This window comes from Chitinophaga sancti (assembly GCF_034087045.1).
Taxonomy (GTDB): domain Bacteria; phylum Bacteroidota; class Bacteroidia; order Chitinophagales; family Chitinophagaceae; genus Chitinophaga; species Chitinophaga sancti_B.
Window position 1 is genome coordinate 6,223,588 of the sequence record NZ_CP139247.1, and the last position, 18,014, is coordinate 6,241,601.

17 protein-coding genes are annotated in these 18,014 nt (G+C 44.2%); 14 read left to right on the forward strand and 3 right to left on the reverse strand.

The genetic code is table 11. The features are described from left to right. Window positions 1-116: 116 nt before the first annotated feature. From SIO70_RS25135 to SIO70_RS25160, 6 genes are all read left to right on the forward strand, one after another. Window positions 117-437: a metalloregulator ArsR/SmtB family transcription factor gene (locus SIO70_RS25135; RefSeq protein WP_320575424.1), complete on the forward strand. Its 321-nt coding sequence runs from the start codon at window positions 117-119 to the stop codon at window positions 435-437. Further along, entirely contained in the window at window positions 434-1,387 is a 954-nt protein-coding gene (locus SIO70_RS25140; RefSeq protein ID WP_320575426.1) for an SRPBCC domain-containing protein, read from the forward strand. The genes SIO70_RS25135 and SIO70_RS25140 overlap by 4 nt, the downstream gene beginning before the upstream one ends. After that, a complete protein-coding gene (locus SIO70_RS25145) occupies window positions 1,384-1,761 on the forward strand; it encodes a MauE/DoxX family redox-associated membrane protein (RefSeq protein ID WP_320575428.1) in 378 nt (125 codons plus the stop codon). The genes SIO70_RS25140 and SIO70_RS25145 overlap by 4 nt, the downstream gene beginning before the upstream one ends. A gap of 164 nt (window positions 1,762-1,925) precedes the next feature. Next, window positions 1,926-3,203, forward strand: a complete 1,278-nt coding sequence (locus SIO70_RS25150; RefSeq protein WP_320575430.1) for a hypothetical protein — start codon at window positions 1,926-1,928, stop codon at window positions 3,201-3,203. A 212-nt stretch (window positions 3,204-3,415) separates the two neighbouring features. Beyond that, a complete protein-coding gene (locus SIO70_RS25155) occupies window positions 3,416-4,426 on the forward strand; it encodes an RNA ligase (ATP) (protein WP_320575431.1) in 1,011 nt (336 codons plus the stop codon). A 268-nt stretch (window positions 4,427-4,694) separates the two neighbouring features. Then, window positions 4,695-5,006 (forward strand): hypothetical protein, encoded by a 312-nt coding sequence (locus tag SIO70_RS25160; protein ID WP_320575434.1) that lies wholly within the window; start codon window positions 4,695-4,697, stop codon window positions 5,004-5,006. Here SIO70_RS25160 and SIO70_RS25165 read toward each other — a convergent pair. Next, the gene (locus SIO70_RS25165; protein ID WP_320575436.1) at window positions 4,963-5,865 is read right to left on the reverse strand and encodes an exopolyphosphatase; all 903 of its coding nucleotides are present in this window, start codon (window positions 5,863-5,865) and stop codon (window positions 4,963-4,965) included. The genes SIO70_RS25160 and SIO70_RS25165 overlap by 44 nt on opposite strands. A 296-nt stretch (window positions 5,866-6,161) precedes the next feature. Then, window positions 6,162-6,425: an alcohol dehydrogenase catalytic domain-containing protein gene (locus tag SIO70_RS25170; protein WP_320575438.1), complete on the reverse strand. Its 264-nt coding sequence runs from the start codon at window positions 6,423-6,425 to the stop codon at window positions 6,162-6,164. A 184-nt stretch (window positions 6,426-6,609) separates the two neighbouring features. Between SIO70_RS25170 and SIO70_RS25175 the strand changes: the two genes are divergently transcribed. The 6 genes from SIO70_RS25175 to katG all read left to right on the forward strand — a co-directional run bounded on the left by SIO70_RS25175 (window position 6,610) and on the right by katG (window position 13,509). Then, window positions 6,610-7,023 carry a DUF1761 domain-containing protein gene (locus SIO70_RS25175; protein WP_320575439.1) on the forward strand — a complete coding sequence of 138 codons (414 nt, stop codon included), beginning with the start codon at window positions 6,610-6,612 and terminating at the stop codon, window positions 7,021-7,023. Then, window positions 7,023-7,562 carry a YdeI/OmpD-associated family protein gene (locus SIO70_RS25180; RefSeq protein WP_320575442.1) on the forward strand — a complete coding sequence of 180 codons (540 nt, stop codon included), beginning with the start codon at window positions 7,023-7,025 and terminating at the stop codon, window positions 7,560-7,562. Before SIO70_RS25175 ends, SIO70_RS25180 begins: the two co-directional genes overlap by 1 nt. Before the next feature lie 94 nt (window positions 7,563-7,656). Further along, entirely contained in the window at window positions 7,657-8,553 is an 897-nt protein-coding gene (locus SIO70_RS25185; RefSeq protein ID WP_320575444.1) for a lysophospholipid acyltransferase family protein, read from the forward strand. 37 nt (window positions 8,554-8,590) lie between these two features. Continuing rightward, window positions 8,591-9,622: a fatty acid desaturase family protein gene (locus SIO70_RS25190; RefSeq protein ID WP_320575446.1), complete on the forward strand. Its 1,032-nt coding sequence runs from the start codon at window positions 8,591-8,593 to the stop codon at window positions 9,620-9,622. A 57-nt stretch (window positions 9,623-9,679) separates the two neighbouring features. Further along, window positions 9,680-10,876, forward strand: coding sequence for a vWA domain-containing protein (locus tag SIO70_RS25195; RefSeq protein WP_320575448.1), 1,197 nt, complete (start codon window positions 9,680-9,682; stop codon window positions 10,874-10,876). Window positions 10,877-11,250: 374 nt separating this feature from the next. Then, the gene (katG, locus tag SIO70_RS25200) at window positions 11,251-13,509 is read left to right on the forward strand and encodes a catalase/peroxidase HPI (protein ID WP_320575450.1); all 2,259 of its coding nucleotides are present in this window, start codon (window positions 11,251-11,253) and stop codon (window positions 13,507-13,509) included. 232 nt (window positions 13,510-13,741) lie between these two features. On the opposite strand, the gene SIO70_RS25205 is transcribed toward katG, so the two are convergent. Next, on the reverse strand, window positions 13,742-16,246 hold the full coding sequence (locus SIO70_RS25205; RefSeq protein ID WP_320575452.1) for a family 43 glycosylhydrolase: 2,505 nt from the start codon (window positions 16,244-16,246) through the stop codon (window positions 13,742-13,744). 71 nt (window positions 16,247-16,317) lie between these two features. On the opposite strand from SIO70_RS25205, the gene SIO70_RS25210 reads away from it, so the two are divergent. Both SIO70_RS25210 and SIO70_RS25215 read left to right on the forward strand, forming a co-directional pair. Further along, window positions 16,318-17,349 carry a hypothetical protein gene (locus SIO70_RS25210; RefSeq protein ID WP_320575454.1) on the forward strand — a complete coding sequence of 344 codons (1,032 nt, stop codon included), beginning with the start codon at window positions 16,318-16,320 and terminating at the stop codon, window positions 17,347-17,349. A gap of 55 nt (window positions 17,350-17,404) precedes the next feature. Further along, window positions 17,405-18,001, forward strand: coding sequence for a hypothetical protein (locus SIO70_RS25215; protein ID WP_320575455.1), 597 nt, complete (start codon window positions 17,405-17,407; stop codon window positions 17,999-18,001). The last annotated feature ends 13 nt before the right edge of the window (window positions 18,002-18,014 follow it).

Here is an 18,014-nt window from a genome sequence, read left to right on the forward strand (position 1 = left end):
CTTTATTTAAAAAAGCCCTCCAGTGCTGGAGGGCTTTTTTTTTGAATTAAATTTTGCGAAACCGAATGGTTTCATATATATTTGCAACCATATGGTTTCATAAATAACCTTTACCCATGAGAAGAGACATATTCCAGGCCATTGCGGACCCGACCAGAAGAGCGATTATAGGATTATTGGCCATGCAGGCAATGACGCCGAACGGCATTGCGGAGCACTTTCAGACCACGCGCCAGGCTGTGTCAAAGCACCTGCGGGTATTGACGGAATGCGAGGTAGTGAAACAGGAGTATCAGGGCAGGGAAATTTTTTATCACCTTGAAATCCAGCGTATGAAAGAAATTGACAAATGGCTCGAACAGTTCCGTCAATTGTGGGAGACGCGTTTCGACCAGTTAGATAACGTATTAGCAAACCTCAAAAAAAATAAGCGATGAACAAAGCGATCCTCTTTAACTTCGATGTAGACAAGGCAAACAAAAAGATTAAGGTAGAGCGGTCTTTTAATGCGCCCCTGGACCTCGTGTGGGCCGCATGGACAGAGGCTGACATTCTTGACCAGTGGTGGGCCCCCAAGCCTTATAAGGTAGAGACAAAGTCTATGGATTTCAGGGAAGGCGGCAGATGGTTTTATGCCATGGTGAGTCCTGAAAATGAAAAGCATTGGTGTATCTTCGATTATGAGACCATTCAACCAGAAAAAATGTATGCAGGTAAGGATGCTTTTTGTGATGAGAACGGGGTGATAAATACGTCTTTCCCCAGTACTAACTGGACAAACAATTTCGCTGAAACAGACGCTGATTCCACTACTGTAACCTGTGAACTTCAATTTAAAGCGTTGGAAGATTTAGAGACCCTCGTGAAGATGGGCTTCAAGGAAGGATTTACAGCAGGACTGGAAAACCTGGATCAGTACATCAGCACACAGTTTTACCTGCGTAAACAGAAGAAACCAGACAATCGGAACAGGGTATCTTATTATGTAAATTTCCCTGGTAATACTGAAGAAGCATTTAACTTTTATAAATCTGTTTTTAAGACTGATTTCGTAAATGGCATACAGCGGTTCGGCGATGTACCTGGTCAGGAAGTAAATGAATCATTGAAGAACATGGTTATCCATGTGGAATTGCCACTGATAGGCGGGCATATTCTGATGGGTACAGATGCGCCAAAGGAAATGGGATTCACCGTGACACAGGGCAATAATATGCATATCAATGTAGAGCCATCTACAAGAGAAGAAGCGGAGAGATTATTCAATGAATTGTCTGTAGGTGGAAATGTAACCATGCCCTTGCAGGATATGTTCTGGGGCGCTTACTTTGGAAGCTTTACAGATCAATTCGGGATCAACTGGATGATAAATCACCAAAATATATGAAGAAAATAATCTTTAACATTCTGTCTGTATTGTTCGGGCTATTGCTCCTGAATGCTGGTTTGGCCAAGTTCTTTCACTACATGCCCGAACCAAAAGATTTGCCACCGGCTTTGATAGCAGACAATGCTGCCTTCAAGGAGATCTCCTGGCTGATGCCGCTTGTGGGAATCGCGGAAATACTCGGAGGTATATTAATTATTATTCCTAAAACAAGGGCGTTAGGTGCTGTAGTCATTTTTCCTGTAATGGTGGGCGTTGCGTTGACAAATATTACGGTGGCACCAGGTGGATTGCCGATGGTTGCTGTAATATGGGCGATATTGTTGTGGATTATTTTCGAGAATTGGAAGAAGTACCTGCCAATGATCAGGTAAGTTTAAAAAGGATGTATCATGTGTTTGGAGTGCTCCAAAAGTTAGACTTTTGGAGCACTCCTTTTTTGATTCATGCTCTTTGGAGCCAGGGTTTTGAAGCTCAAAAGGATGGTTTTTATAGACTGTGAAGATATTGACTTTAATAAATGATTTACATTTAGGCCATGAGATGTTTTTTGCTCCTTTTTTTGTTGCAGGCAACAGCCTGTAGTCATACTGAAAGCTTTCCTACCGGGAAAGTTATTGATACCGTGACCTGTAAGGCCGATCCATCGCAGACCTATGCCCTTTATATACCGCTGGATAACAAAGGAGCAGTTATTTATTGCTTTGATGCCCATGGTGCAGGTGTATTGCCTTTGAATAATTATAAAGCGCTGGCAGACAAGTATGGGTATATACTGGTGGGGAGCAATAATTCGAAGAACGGGAACGACTGGAGCACGACGGAAAACATCTGGCAGGCACTGGAAAAGGATACAAGAGCGCGATTGCAGATTGATACCAACCATGTGTACACCCTTGGATTTTCAGGTGGAGCAAAAGTGGCGGGATATGTAGCATTGAATCATCCGGGTATTAAATCGGTGATTGTCAATGGTGCAGGATTACCGGATGGTACGCCGCCGGGAGATTTTCCTTTTACCTATACCACAGTTGCAGGCGAAGGAGACCTGAACCTGACAGACCTGCTGGGGTATCATATGGCGCTGAACAAAACCAACACGAAGCATCACCTGATCACTTACAATGGCAAACATGAATGGGCGCCGGCTACGTCCATGGATGTAGCATTTGCAGGTATCAAAGCGGATGAAGGTGCAGCGCCGCCGGATTTTATGGCGAAGACCCGCACAAGGATGGAAATGGCTGTACAGTCAAATCAGTTCCTGAAAGCGGAAACAGAGTGCAGGTTATTGCTTAGTTATATGCCAAATGATAATTTCTTTAAAAATCAATTAGATATCATCCTGAGTAATCCTGCATATAAAACACAGTCGCAGGAGCAGATGGCGATATTGGTAAAAGAGCAAAACACCAAGGAGGCTTTTAATGCGAAACTCGGTACCCAGGATACCGCTTACTGGCCCAAAACAATCAGCAGCCTGATTGCGGGGGCACAACTCTCCTCTTTTGAAGGCGCTATGAACCAACGGCTATTGGCTTACCTGTCTTTGATGTTCTATTCTGTAAGTAACCATTATATGGCGAGTCATACCGATGGAGTAGCGAGGCATTTTGTAGACCTGTATGAACTGGCGGATCCTACCAACAGCGAAGCGTATTATTTCTCTGCGATATTGTATGCACGTGCAGGGGAAGCGGATCATGCAGCAACAGCATTAAAAAATGCGGTGAAGAATGGTTTTAAGGATAAAGCACGGTTTGAACAACAACCAGAATTTGCGACAATGAAAAATTTATCGGGTATAGTGAAATGAAATTAAAAAAATCCTATACCTTTGCTCCCGCAAAACATTAAAATGAAACAAGTACAACAAATAGCACCAATGATCAGCGGAGGCGAATATCGCCTTTATCCGCTGTGTGGGGCTTATTGTACTGATAAATAAAGGATTACCTTATTCCGTATAATACATGCCCCGCAAGCAATTGCGGGGCTTTTTCTTTTTAATCCCAACCTACATTTAACATGAGAAAACTAGCAAGCATCCAAAGGATCAAAAAACTGGAACCTATCGAAGGTGCTGATGCCGTAGAGAAAGCCTTTGTGCTTGGCTGGCAGTTAGTCGTAAAGAAAGATGAGTTTAAACCCGGTGATCTCTGCATCTATTGCGAGATCGATAGTTTGATGCCCCCTAAACCCGAATTTGAATTCTTACGGGCCAGAGGCATGCGCATCAAGACTGCCAGGCTAAGAGGCCAGATCTCCCAGGGCATTGCTTTTCCTCTCTCCTACCTGCCTGCAGGATTTGAGGTGGAGGAGGGTGCTGATTGCACTGATGCACTGGGCATTACCAAATACGAACCTCCTATGCCTGCATGTCTGAATGGCGTGGCGAAAGGCACCTTTCCCGGTTTTATACCCAAAACGGATGAGACCCGGGTACAGGTATTGCAGGATATCCTTGACAAGTACGTTGGCGAGACCTGCTACATCACTGAAAAGCTGGATGGCAGCTCTACCACTTACTTCATCAACAATGGTGAATTTGGCGTATGTAGCCGTAACCTGGAACTCCTGGAAGATAGTGAGAACAGTCTGTGGAAAGTAGCCAGAGAGCAGGATATTGAAAACAAACTTCGATCGCTGAATGGCAATTTTGCCTTCCAGGGAGAGATGGTTGGCGAAGGTATACAGGGTAATAAACTGAAGTTACGTGGACAGCACATCCGGTTCTTCAATGTATTTGACATTGACAATGCTGCATACCTGGACTTTGATAGATTCACTTCGATGATGTCTTCACTGGAACTGAGCACTGTACCTGTTTTGAATACGGATTACGTGTTGGAAAATGACATCGGGGAGCTGGTAAAGAAGGCCACTATCAGGAGTAGTATCTGTACAGAGGCATGGGCGGAGGGCATTGTGATCCGTCCTGTAAAAGAACGGATAGAGTTGTACAACAATCACTTTGTACATAGCAGGGTGACCTTCAAAGCTATCAATCCTGAATTCCTTTTAAAATATGGTGAATAGTTTTTTTAGGGGGTATCTAAGTATGATACTCCCTTTTTTTGGTTCCCAGATTGAGCCAACCAGTCCTTTTAACCAATCTCAGGACCTTTGTTTATTTTTAATCCATCCTTTCTTTATCTTTATACGATCCTATTATTACGAGCGCGCATATTTTACGTTTAAACTCAAAACATTCAAAATGAAAAAAACCGTCTTAATAGTATCAATATCTACGGCTTTGAAACGGCTATCGAAAAGAATATCAATAACCCACAAATAATATACATCTATGAATGACATAGAATTTATCGTTTACTTTAATGATTGTTTTTTTACCCATCTGTATGGAGAATCATTTTACAATGACCGACCTGAGCCCAACAGAATGCACGCTCAATCATTATGGAACATCTACCAGACCATGAAAGCCGGTGGTAATAGTATTGCCATCACAGATAAAGATAAGAACATTGTCTTTGAAACATCCCACCTACTGGAACTGAGAGAGTGGATCGGGCGGAAATACCCACAGTTTGTATACATACTGGACGCGCAGACTACAAGCAATCATCCAGGAGACCGGCTAAAACGCCCATCTTAAGGTCATAAGTAGAAAGGCTTAATTGCTGGATATTCAACTGCTCCAATATATAATCCGTAATGATAGCAGCAATGACGATCATATCTACACGCAGGGAAATTAAGCCTTTCATATTTGCACGTTCACTGTGTGTAGAATGAATTAACCTTTTAGAAATTGCTTTGTATCTATCTATATCCAAACCCGCTGAAGCCACCTCTCCTATTTCATTTCCATCATTCAATAACGCAGCAAATGATTCAAAAGCACCCGCAGAACCTACTAACAAAGAAGGTTTGTATTGTGCACAGGCCTCTTTTAAATCAGGTAAGGTATTGTGTAAATGATCTATAACAGACTGATGCTCCGTATCACTCAACGGATCTGAATGGAAATAAGCCTGCATCAACCTGGCTGCGCCAACGTTATAGCTTTTCTTCCAGAGCGCTTTTTCCGGATTACAGATAATAAACTCCGTACTTCCCCCTCCAATATCCATCACAAGGGTCGTTTGTTTAATCAGGCCAGTTGCCATCACCCCGCTGAATATATATCCTGCTTCCGCTTCGCCGGTAATCACTTCAATATGAATCCCTATCTCTGCTGCTTTAGCTACAAATTCCTGCCCGTTTTCTGCACTACGTACGGCAGATGTAGCCACTGCTTTGATCGTATCTACTTTATAATTGTCAATGGTAGCTTTGAATTGCCCGAGCGTACGAATCCCTCTTTCCATTGCCTCAGGTATGATCATATTTTGATTGATCCTTCCCTCCCCTAAAAATACCGGTACAGTCGTCTTATATAAAATCTGATCTACACCTTCTGCTATCAGCAAATGAAACGTATTTGTACCCAGGTCTATTACTGCGAATCTCATATCCTACCCTTTAAATATTGCAAAAGATATAAAAATTCTCTTTAATTAGGCTGTAGACACATATTCTATATGAGATCAGCTTCCGTTTTTGTTTGCTCAATCCTCTTTTACATTCATTCTTTCGCCCAGCAGATCAGCGTCAGTTTTCCAGACAGCCTGCTTTCCACACCATTTACCGGCAGCATTCTCGTTTATCTTTCCAAAACTTCAAAGAAGCCCAGGCAAGCCTCCTCTTTTCTTATAAACTACTCATATCAATCACAAACCTGTACAGTACATCCCCTTTCTCCAACCGTTCAAAAGCTGTCGATATCGCCCACTTTCAGTTTAGTGACATGCTCACCGGCTTCGATGATCCTTCCTACGATCTCATGACCGGGCACCATGGGGAAGATGCCGGGAAACCAGTCGTTCCTGATCTGGTGGAGATCGGTGTGGCAAACGCCACAATATAGAATCTCGATGAGCACATCGTGGGTGGTCAGGGGCCTTCTTTCAAAGGTCCAAGGTGTGAGTGTGGTGCCTGCTTGTAAAGCAGCGTATCCTTTGGCAGTAATCATATTGTTTGTTTTGATAGACCAAAGTTAGGTTGGGGAGTGGGGAGAGAATTGAAGGTTTCAAAGTGAAAATTATAAGTATCAAAGGGGCAATACCTCTTTCACACTTCCTAAAAATAATTTCCCCCCTCCTGACATAGGGCTGTCACACCCCGTTAATAGTTTTGTTGAATAAATGTTAAAATCAATGATCAGTCAATTCGCACAATTAAACTGGATGGGCGTTGCCATCGCTTTTTTAGCCTACTGTATCGTCGGCCCCCTATGGTTCACCTTATTATTCCCAAAGGCTTACCGGCGCTCACTGGGCAAGGAAAATGAAACCCTTCCCAACAAGCCAATCTTCATTGTGGGCCCCGCCCTATGTTCACTGGTCATTACCATTGCCACCGCCTTGTTGCTGTACGCGCTACAGATTTCATCTATACAAGCAGGCATCGAATTTAGCTTGCTGATCGGCATAGGTTTCCTGGTAGCGAATACCGTGACCATCGCCATCAATCCCAATTTTCCTAAGCCCATTCTGTACAGCATCATTAGCGGCAGCTATCATTTAGTATGTATTTTGATTGTAACTGTGGTCTTAATTGCGATGAAATAATGGAAACATTTTGCCCGGCCAACAGGCAGGAATGGCGCCAATGGCTACAGGAAAACCATAGCAGTGCGCCATTCATCTGGCTCGTATATTACAAAAAGCAGGCAAACCGATCTACCCTTACGTGGAGCGAAGCCGTGTACGAAGCCCTTTGTTTTGGCTGGATCGACAGTACGGCAAAAACTATCGATGAAGAAAAATTCATGCAGTTCTTCACAAAAAGAAAGCCCACCAGTGTCTGGTCCAAAATCAACAAAGAAAAAGTTAAACGCCTGATAGCCACCGGGCTCATGATGCCTGCCGGCCATCAATGCATTCACCTGGCCAGGCAAAATGGGTCATGGTCTATACTCGATGATGTAGAAGAGCTAAAGATACCCAAAGACCTGGAGAAAGCTTTTAAATCCAAACGGGGTTCAAAGGCTCATTTCATAGGTTTAAGCAGGTCAGTGCAAAAAAACTATCTACAAAAACTGGTACTGGCAAAACGACCGGAAACCCGGTTAAAAAGGATCCAGGAAATTGTCAACTTAGGTGGGTGAACATAATCGTTCACCCACCTTTTTATATTTATTCTCAGAAATTATTAAATACTATTAAATTGCCATACATTTACTCCATAAACTTTAGAAGAAATTGTCCTTTACCTATTACCTCTTACAATTTGCTACTTACGGTCTAGCGCTTTTACCGTTTAGGGTATTGTACCTGCTTTCAGACGTTGTGTACGTGCTGTTATATCATGTTCTTTCTTACAGGAAAAAAGTTGTCATGAGTAATCTTCGTGCTTCGTTCCCTGATAAGTCGGAAAAAGAGCTGACAAAAATCTGCAAGGAATTTTATCATTATCTCTGCGACATGTTTCTCGAAACGTTCAAGACGCTTGCCATCAGCAAAGAGACCATGGTAAAACGCTGTGCTTTTACACCAGAGACCATCGCCCTCTTTAACAAACTGGCCGAAGAGGAAAAAAGTGTGATACTGGTAATGGGGCACAAAGGTAACTGGGAATGGGCAGGCAATTCATTCAGCATTCTGCTCAAACAGCAATTGTATGTGATTTATCATCCGCTGTCCAACAAAAACCTGGATGCCCTGATGTATAAAATGCGTACCCGTTTTGGCACAAAGCTGATTGCCATGCAGGATACATTCCGTGAAATGGTAAAGAACAGGAAGGAAATAAACGCCACCGCATTCATTGCTGATCAGTCACCACAACCCGCTACGGCTCACTGGATGACTTTTTTAAACCAGGATACCCCGGTTTTTAAGGGAACAGAAAAGATCGCGCAGAAAATGAACTACCCGGTAGTGTATGTAACAGTGAACAAAGTGAAAAGGGGCTACTACTCCGTAGAAGCTTCCATGTTGGTAGAGGAACCAACGAACGAGCCAGAAGGCGCTATCACAGAGATCCATACCCACAAACTGGAGCAGGATATCATTGCCCAACCGGGCACCTGGCTCTGGTCTCACAGAAGATGGAAACACAAACGCCAACCACAACCGATAGCGGTACCGACCATATAATTTCCAATTATACCACAACGTTAAAATTATTCATCCTATGCGCGAAGGGAAAGACCTTATCCTGGCAACAAAACCATATGCCAATGAAATCAGGTCCAGGAGCTGGTTCCACCTCACTACAACTTTGGGGTTGCTGATACTGGCATTGACGGGCACGCTGGTATTGCCATATTTTATTTTTAGGCTGGCGGCCAGCATTTTTGCGGGTTTACTGATTGTGCGGACATTCGTCATTTACCACGATCATCAGCACCATACAATATTACATAATTCAAAACTGGCAGAAGCCATCATGGTCCTTTTCGGGATCTATGTACTGGCGCCTACCAGCATCTGGAAAAGATCTCACGATTATCATCATAAACATAATTCAAAACTGTTCAGTGCCAGCATTGGCTCATATCCTATTGCTACCCGGCAGAAGTTTGAGCAAATGAGTCGTAGAGAAAGAAGGGGTTACCTCTTCACCAGGCATCCGCTCACGATCCTGTGTGGCTACCTCTTTATGTTCATGATTGGTATGTGCCTGCAGTCATTTACAAGTAGTCCAAGAAAGCACCTGGATAGTCTGTTAGCGCTGGTATTGCATTTCTGCGGCAGCGCGGCGGTGATCTATTTCCTGGGTTGGGAGGCATGGGCGCTTTTCATCCTGATACCTTTTTCCATCGCCTGTTGTATGGGGGCATACCTGTTTTATGCCCAGCATAATTTTCCGGGTGTTACATTCAATGATAGTGAGGACTGGTGTTATCATGAGGCCGCGTTATTGTCATCCAGCTTTATGGTGATGTCGCCGTTTATGAACTGGGTAACTGCAAATATCGGGTATCATCATATTCACCATCTGAATGCGCGTATTCCATTTTACCGTTTGCCACAGGCCATGGCGGAGATCCCGGAGTTGCAACAGGCAAAGACTACCAGTCTGCGGATCAGGGAGGTTATTGCATGTTTAAAGCTTAAGGTATGGGATCCGGAACTGAAGCGGATGATCACCCTGCGGGAAGCTGCGGCGCTGAAAACACCGGCTTATAAAGTGACGACTCCCCAACCTTTAGGTTTTTCTTAACATTTATATTTATGGAAAATGGATTTTCCGGGAATCATGAAAGAAAATCCATTTTCCATGAGTCCAAAGTACATTATCCCCATTGGCACCTTTTTCTGTGCATTATTCCTGATGGGCGCTGTGCGTAAGCACCCTGTTATGGAATCCTCTCCTTCCCCCGTTATAATTGATTCTCCCCACGCTCAATCTAAAATCCAGGTAGTATTTGCATTGGATGCAACAGGTAGTATGACCGGTTTGATCGGCGCTGCCAAAGAAAAAATATGGTCTATTGCGGGAAGTCTCGCTCAGGCGGAGCCTGCACCTGTCATTGAGATAGGTTTGATATTTTACAGGGACAGGGGCGACCAGTTTATTACAAGAAGAGTGGCATTGTCAGGTGACATGGATGATGTGTATGAGCAGTTGATGCAGATGAGTGCAGATGGAGGAGGGGATAGCCCGGAGAGTGTGAACCAGGCCTTGAATGAGGCGGTAACGAAGTTTAAATGGGATACGGCGCAAAGTACCTACAAGACGGTGTTTTTGGTGGGAGATTGCCCCCCGCATATGGATTACAGGGATGATGTGAAGTACCCGGTAAGTTGTAAGCTGGCCACGCAGAAAGATATCGTGTTAAATACGATCCTGATGGGGGATAATTATAAAGCGATGCAGGTGTGGAAAGATATAGCAGAGTGTAATCAGGGGAGCTATACGCAGGTGAATATGGACGCCAATGATATACAGGTGAATACACCTTATGATAATCAGATCGCACGGTTATCAGATCAGTTGGATGATAGCAGGCTATATTATGGTAGTGAAGATGAGAAGGTGGCTTATTCAGCCAAAGTATCAAAGAGCAAATATATCAGTACGAATGTGGCGGCAAATGTGAAAGCGCAGCGGGCGGAGTATAATGCTACAAAAGCGGGGAAGAGTGGGTATTATGGAAAGAAGGAATTGCTGGAGAACTATAAAGATAAATCAGTGAGTGTTGAATCTATAAAAACGGAGGAATTACCGGAGGAAATGAAGAAGATGACAGTAGTGCAGCGGGAGGAATATTTAAAGAAAAAAGTGGCGGTAAGGGATAGTTTGAACAAGGAGTTAGACAAGTATGTGAAGATGCGGCAGGCCTATATAGAAAAGGACCTGAAGAGCAGGAAGGCAGAAGATGTAGATAGTTCATTTACGAATAAGATATATAAGAGTATACAGCAACAGACGGAGAAGAAGAAAATATATCTGAAGAAGGATGCAAAGTATTAGAGTAGTGTATCATTTTGAATGTAGTCAAGCCGGCCGCAGGCAACTGCACGGGAGATTCGGGTGATTTTTTAAAGAAAACTGCAACTGACACACTATCAATATTAGTAAGATTTATATTTTAATTTTAGGTTTTGAAGCGCCCTGAAGTTTATACTTCGGGGCTATTTTTTTAGTGCAATTCTTTATATGAATTTTATATTAAATCCGAACAAACCCCTCCCCTCATTAGTTATTTATAAATGGCATTATATAGATTTAAACTATTAAAATATAGAATATATTAATCTTGTTTATATCCTTAAAGTCCTACTTTTACCATCCTGCTTGTATAAACAACACCGTAAGCTTTCATTTAATACCATAAAATAAAAACAATGGGAAAAGAATCAAACGACATCAGTAAATGCCCATTCCACAATGGCAGTATGAAAAACCCAGTCGCTGGTGGTGGCACCAGAAATCGTGACTGGTGGCCTGACCAACTTAGACTCAACATCCTTCGTCAACAATCACCTTTATCCAACCCTCTCGGCGACGAATTCAACTATGCCGAAGCCTTCAAAAGCCTCGATCTCGAAGCCGTTAAGCAAGACCTCCATGCACTCATGACCGACTCTCAGGACTGGTGGCCTGCTGATTTCGGCCATTATGGCCCCCTCTTTATCCGCATGGCATGGCACAGCGCAGGTACCTACCGCGTTACCGATGGTCGTGGCGGCGCCGGTTCCGGCCAACAACGTTTTGCTCCCCTCAACAGCTGGCCTGACAACGTTAGCCTGGACAAAGCCCGCAGACTTCTCTGGCCTATCAAACAAAAGTATGGCAACAAGATCTCCTGGGCTGATCTTATGATCTTAACCGGCAACATTGCCCTGGAATCTATGGGCTTCAAAACCTTTGGCTTCGCTGGCGGACGCGTTGATAAATGGGAACCGGAGGAAGATGTATATTGGGGTTCTGAAACTACCTGGCTGGGTGGCGATGTGCGCTACGGACACGGCTCTGAAGGGGTAGTTGAAAACCACGGTGTACTGGTATCAGATGATAATGCAGATGGTGATATTCACTCCCGCTACCTCGACAAACCACTCGCTGCTGTACAGATGGGTTTGATCTATGTAAACCCTGAAGGCCCGGATGGTAATCCTGACCCTATTGCAGCTGCCAAAGATATCCGTGATACTTTTGGTCGTATGGCGATGAATGATGAAGAAACTGTTGCCCTCATCGCAGGCGGTCACAGCTTCGGTAAAACCCACGGCGCAGCTACTGCTGATCACGTAGGCAAAGAACCGGAAGCCGCAGGGATCGAAGCACAGGGTTTTGGATGGAGTAATAGCTATGGCTCCGGCAAAGGCGCCGATACTATTACCAGTGGCCTGGAAGTAATATGGACAAAAACACCTACCCAATGGAGCAATAACTTCTTTGAGAATCTCTTCGGTTTTGAATGGGAACTCACCAAGAGCCCTGCCGGCGCTCACCAATGGGTAGCAAAAGATGCTGATAATATTATACCGGATGCATATGACAGTGGCAAAAAACACCGTCCTACTATGCTGACTACAGACCTCGCTTTAAGGTTTGATCCGGCATATGAAAAGATTTCAAGAAACTTCTTAGAAAACCCGGATGCATTTGCAGACGCGTTTGCAAGAGCATGGTTCAAACTCACACACCGTGATATGGGGCCAAAGGTATTATACCTTGGCGCCGACGCTCCACAGGAAGACCTGCTCTGGCAGGATCCGATTCCTGCTGTTGATCATGAACTGGTGAATGATGAGGATATAGCTGCACTGAAAGAGAAAATACTGGCTTCCGGCCTGAGCATCTCCGAACTGGCGTCTACAGCATGGGCTTCTGCTTCTACCTTCCGTGGCTCTGATAAACGCGGTGGTGCAAATGGTGCACGTATCCGCCTGGCGCCACAGAAATACTGGAAAGTCAATAACCCCGCGCAGTTACAAAAGGTGTTGGATAAACTGACAGCAATACAGTCAGAGTTTGCCAAAAAAGTATCCATCGCTGACCTGATTGTACTGGCAGGTGGCGTAGCAATTGAAAAAGCCGCGAAAGATGCAGGACAGGATATTACTGTTCCATTTACACCCGGCCGTATGGATGCTACACAGGAACAAACAGATGTGGAATCTGTAGGTTACCTGGAACCACAGGCGGATGGTTTCCGTAACTATCGTAAATTCAAATCATCCGTGTCTACTGAGTCATTGTTGATTGATAAGGCACAGCTGCTTACACTCACAGCGCCGGAACTAACAGCATTGATCGGTGGTCTGCGTGTATTGAATATTAACTACGATGGATCAGCTGATGGGGTGTTGACAACTACGCCGGGCAAACTGACAAATGATTTCTTTGTGAATTTGCTGGATATGAATACCGCATGGAAAGCAGTGACTACTGAGCAGGAATTATTTGAAGGAACAGATCGCGCCACTGGCAATGTTAAATGGACAGCAACACGTGCGGACCTGGTATTTGGATCTAATGCTGAATTGAGAGCGATTGCGGAAGTGTATGGTAGTTCAGATGGGAAAGAACGGTTCATTCAGGACTTTGTGAAAGCATGGACGAAGGTGATGAACCTCGATAGGTTTGATGTGAAGTAGGTTTGATGTGAAATAGATTCGGTCTAAAATAGGTTCGATTTAAAATAAAATTAAAAGCCTCCGGAGAAATAAGATCCCGGAGGCTTTTTTATAAAAAAGTTTATCTGTGCTATAAGGCATCATATCACCTGACCCGGTGTCGCTCCTAACTCAATTGCCACCACATTCAGTACATCCAGTATCTCATTTTCAGTACCGATCCCCTGCCCTCCAATGGCTTATCCCCCCATCCCTACTCCTCTACCCTGCAATTCAACAACCCCGTTCCCGTATCAGTAGAAATCAGGAAATTATCAAACGTCATATTCGCCGCATGTACCCGCATCCCTGCCTTGCCACTGATGAAAGGGTTTGTATCCGTATATTCTATCACCGGTGTCAACATATCATTCAGGTAGATCTTTATCACATCCCCACTTATCACAGCCCTCAGCTTATAAGACTGCCCCGCCGTCAATGCCTGACTCTTGTAAGCCAACGTTGTCCAGTTATAGTTTTCCTTCCCAAACACGATACCCCCGGCCTCTATACCTGCATAATACCCCTGCTGGTAATCAGAACTGATATCCGTAGAATTCCCAAACTGCTCTGCCGCCGGGTTACGGGAACGGAATATCAAACCCCCATTACCAGCTGAAGAACAGGTGACGTCCGCCTCCACCGTATAATCCGTCCAACCTACATTGCCCATCGTCCTTTTCCCATAGCCATTGATCCCCGCCTTCCCGGCAGATACTGCCCATGAACCATTGTCATAGTTCCATGATGCATTAAAACTACCCGCATCAAAATTGTCAGCGCCACTGGGGGTAATGGTAGAACCTGATTCAAATTTTAAAAATGCAAAATCAAACTCCCCCTCCACCGTTTCCAAACGAATCGTATGATTGCCGGCAGGTAGAGTCAGGTTCCGGAGCACAGCCGTACGCCAGGTTGTCCAGGCACCCGTAGCAGGAATGGCAATGATCCCGGATACATCCGCACCATCACAATACACCCGTAGTTTGCAGGCAGTGTAAGTCGTTGCATATCGCAACCCCATATGATAAGGCCCCGTTGCCGGCACATTCACATTGTACTGATACCATTCACCTGTCTGGTTCCAGCCAATATTCTGACCACCTTCCTCACTATCACGGATATCAACATTGTCAGTACGATACTTACCTCCTGTGTTTCCACCGGACAAATCATGATAACCAACTCCTTCCCCACCCTCATTGTAATGCACGGCAGGAATCGTACCTGGTATAGGTTTATAAAAACTAAACACACCACTGCCATTTACCTTATTGCTAAAAGCAGTGTAACCAAAATCAGCGTGATCGCTATAGGTAGTAACACCTATCTTGCCACCAGTAGTAATATTGGCTGTACGGGTAGATTTCAGCATGCCATCTACATAGATCCTAAAGGTAGTCCCTTCTTTTTCTACCCTGATCACATGCCATTTCTGGTAGTCATATCCGGGAGGCAGGGCTATGGCATTGACACCAATAGAAGTACCGTTTACTTTGATATCAGTTTCTAATGTGTTATCATAACTACTTAGCAACGCCGTACCATACGTATTTTCATCGATGTAAGAAAACACAGCGCCAAAGCGGGCGGCATTCGTACCCCTCTCCATTTCTTTCATATTAAATTCGGCCGTGTAATTTTCGGCACTGGTAGCTGTGGTAATTTGTCTGTACCAGGTACTGGTCGTTTTTGTATCCTGCCACATCAGTTCCTGGTTGTAAATACCCCAGGTACCACCATTCACATCCGTCCAGTTACTACCAATATCCGTGCGATCAAAACGATCGTAGAAAACAGGCAAAGCAGGAGACGGTTTTGACCAGTTTGTAGGGCCATATACCTGTACCCGGTCACCATTAAAACCCATCGGGTCAATGTTCAGTTTTCGGTTAGGGCCTACGATACTACTCTGACCAAGCAAATTATGATAAGTGATGAACCAGGTATCGAGGTCAGGGCCAATAAAGGAACTGCTATGCCCAAGGCCAAAGAAAGTCCCTTCCGTATTGAGGAGAATAGGATTGTTGGCGCCAGCGGTGTAACTACCCAAAGGAGCCGTGGATGTAGCATAGTTCACCCGGTAACCTTTACTGAATACGTGATTACCTGTATAGGTCAGGTAATATACCCCATTCCGTTTAAAGAGCGTGGAGCCTTCCGTCCAGCCATTGAGGTTAGCACCGCTCAGCGTAGTGGCAGATCCGATGACTAATGGGCTACTCATTGCTGATCCCTGTATACCACTGCCACTGGCATTCGTGAAGTACATAGACGCATTGTCGTCGATAAAGACGGAGCCATCGATAGAATGCCCCAGGTTGCCCGTCTGCAGAGAAAAAGGCCCTGTTGGACTACTGGCGGACAATACATAATGTCCGTTCCCTGCCGGTGAGGTATACATGTAAAAAGTGCCGTTCCAGTAAATGACTTCGGGCGCATAAGCACCTTTGGAAGTCGTTACAGATGCAGGCACAGCCAGCCCTTCGTAGGTCCAGGTAACCAGGTCCCAGCTGCTCCAGCACTTTACACCATTCTGATCATCGCGGGTACTACAGTACAGGTAAAATTTACCTCTGAATTTAAAAATGTAAGGATCACCAATACCATATTCTCCCCATTCGTCAGAAAGGGTACGTGGATTTGTAATCTGGCAAAATGTTTGAAGGGAACAGCACAGAAAAAAAATCAATAACGGGATTTTGAGGGAATTCATCATAAAATATAGGATTTGTACTATAAGATATGGAATTTCAACAATTCTGCGTCTTATTACTTAAACGTATACTCATGAGAAAAACCTTGCTTATTCTGGGAATGCTCTATGGTAGCCATTCGCTTGTTGCCCAACAGTTCACGGCCATCTATAATGCCGACTCCTCCTTAACCGGTTTTGAAAATTCCAGGTCCAAAGTAAGTGTAGCCCCACAGTTCGTACAGGTAGCAGGGAATAAATTTGATCACATAGTCGCTGTTACAAAAGAAGATAAACAAGGTAAATGGCACAGTTACTACCTGACCAGTGCATACAGGAAAGTGGGATCGGATAGCATGTATATGTTTGACAATACTTTTGATTGTGAAAATGAAGGTTTCATCCGGTTTACTGACTGGAAAACGGAAAAAACAGGGGTGTTTAACCGTTATGGTAAGATCGTGGTACCAGCAGTGTACAATGCTGTTTCGAGAGTGATGAATGGAATGGTGATTGCCCTGCAGGGTGCTGAAAAAGTGAATGATGGAGAACATTTTTTCTGGAAGGGCGGAAAGGATTTACTGATAGATACTGCCAATAAGGTGCTGGTAGCAGATTTTAAAGCTGCGGAGGACCTGAATATGTATTCTTTACAATTGGAGAACCAACCCGGTACAGATACGACGAGGATGAGTTTCAAAGGCGTGAACGGGAAATACTATACTTTCCAGGTATATAAAAAAGAGTTTAGTGAATGGCTATATCGCGACCTGCTACCGGGGTTGACAAAGGAAAAACTGGCAAAGCATTCCTTCTCCAAAATCACCTATTATAATGGGGAAGAATGGGTGAGTGATGACAAGGCCATGTTTATAGATAAGTATTGGGATTTCTTACAGGCCAGATTTAAGGATGTAGCAGCTTTTAATATAGTAAGTGGCAACTTCAATCCTTACATTTTTGAAGGTCCGCTTTATGAGAAATATATCAATCATTGCTTTACGGCTAAGGACTGGCAATACCCCTCCATCAGTATCTTCTTTGAGGGCAGTAACGAAAAAGGACAAATGGATTTTATAAGAACGGATGAGGGCTATCAGCTGATCGGCGTAGGATTTGCGAGATAATTATTTTGATTATTTTTCAGTTACCTTTACCCCTGCAAATTATTGAAATAGAAGAATGAAAACAGAATTTTCGGAAGTATTGCAGGAGAACCTGCTATTCTGGAACATGTGGAATATCGCGTATGCATATGACCTGCTGGAGCAAAACCACGAAGGGTACGAAGCCCATTTTGAGCAGCTCCGTGAAATGTGGGATTTCTGCTGGAAAGCGGTAGCAGCAAAGCAAATCAACCCCGATGAGTTTGAGCAGGTATTTGGAAAGACCTACCCGGCTGAGTTTGATGATGAAGGCGCATTTCTCAATCCAAGAGATATTCTCCATCAGACGTATGATGATCTAAGAGATACCGTATTGAGTGAGTTTTGCATCACGCTACTCGTTGGCGCATTTAGTACTATTTATGACGGCGTGACTTCAGGCAGAAGATATGGCGCACGCGCAGGGGAATTGCCGATAGAAGTGCTCTATGGAATAGTAGCCTCTAATGGATTAGAAAATGAATTCCGATCCCTTCCAATTGTACAGGATGAATTAGCCGCACAGGCAAAACTATTGCAGGATTTAAGTCAGCCGAATCAGTATACTATCCAGCACAGACATCTATACAGGCACCTGGAACTCATGCAATCTATGCAGTTTATCGAACAATAAGAACTTCAAACTT

Excerpts from the sequence above, each read along its gene's own strand:
- SIO70_RS25170 (WP_320575438.1), bottom strand. The coding sequence starts at position 6,425 with ATGATTACTGCCAAAGGATACGCTGCTTTACAAGCAGGCACCACACTC.
- SIO70_RS25140 (WP_320575426.1), top strand. The coding sequence starts at position 434 with ATGAACAAAGCGATCCTCTTTAACTTCGATGTAGACAAGGCAAACAAA.
- SIO70_RS25205 (WP_320575452.1), bottom strand. The coding sequence starts at position 16,246 with ATGATGAATTCCCTCAAAATCCCGTTATTGATTTTTTTTCTGTGCTGT.
- SIO70_RS25215 (WP_320575455.1), top strand. The coding sequence starts at position 17,405 with ATGAAAACAGAATTTTCGGAAGTATTGCAGGAGAACCTGCTATTCTGG.
- SIO70_RS25210 (WP_320575454.1), top strand. The coding sequence starts at position 16,318 with ATGAGAAAAACCTTGCTTATTCTGGGAATGCTCTATGGTAGCCATTCG.
- SIO70_RS25180 (WP_320575442.1), top strand. The coding sequence starts at position 7,023 with ATGGAAACATTTTGCCCGGCCAACAGGCAGGAATGGCGCCAATGGCTA.
- SIO70_RS25175 (WP_320575439.1), top strand. The coding sequence starts at position 6,610 with ATGATCAGTCAATTCGCACAATTAAACTGGATGGGCGTTGCCATCGCT.
- SIO70_RS25190 (WP_320575446.1), top strand. The coding sequence starts at position 8,591 with ATGCGCGAAGGGAAAGACCTTATCCTGGCAACAAAACCATATGCCAAT.
- SIO70_RS25155 (WP_320575431.1), top strand. The coding sequence starts at position 3,416 with ATGAGAAAACTAGCAAGCATCCAAAGGATCAAAAAACTGGAACCTATC.
- SIO70_RS25160 (WP_320575434.1), top strand. The coding sequence starts at position 4,695 with ATGAATGACATAGAATTTATCGTTTACTTTAATGATTGTTTTTTTACC.
- SIO70_RS25165 (WP_320575436.1), bottom strand. The coding sequence starts at position 5,865 with ATGAGATTCGCAGTAATAGACCTGGGTACAAATACGTTTCATTTGCTG.
- SIO70_RS25150 (WP_320575430.1), top strand. The coding sequence starts at position 1,926 with ATGAGATGTTTTTTGCTCCTTTTTTTGTTGCAGGCAACAGCCTGTAGT.
- SIO70_RS25195 (WP_320575448.1), top strand. The coding sequence starts at position 9,680 with ATGAGTCCAAAGTACATTATCCCCATTGGCACCTTTTTCTGTGCATTA.
- SIO70_RS25135 (WP_320575424.1), top strand. The coding sequence starts at position 117 with ATGAGAAGAGACATATTCCAGGCCATTGCGGACCCGACCAGAAGAGCG.
- SIO70_RS25145 (WP_320575428.1), top strand. The coding sequence starts at position 1,384 with ATGAAGAAAATAATCTTTAACATTCTGTCTGTATTGTTCGGGCTATTG.
- katG (WP_320575450.1), top strand. The coding sequence starts at position 11,251 with ATGGGAAAAGAATCAAACGACATCAGTAAATGCCCATTCCACAATGGC.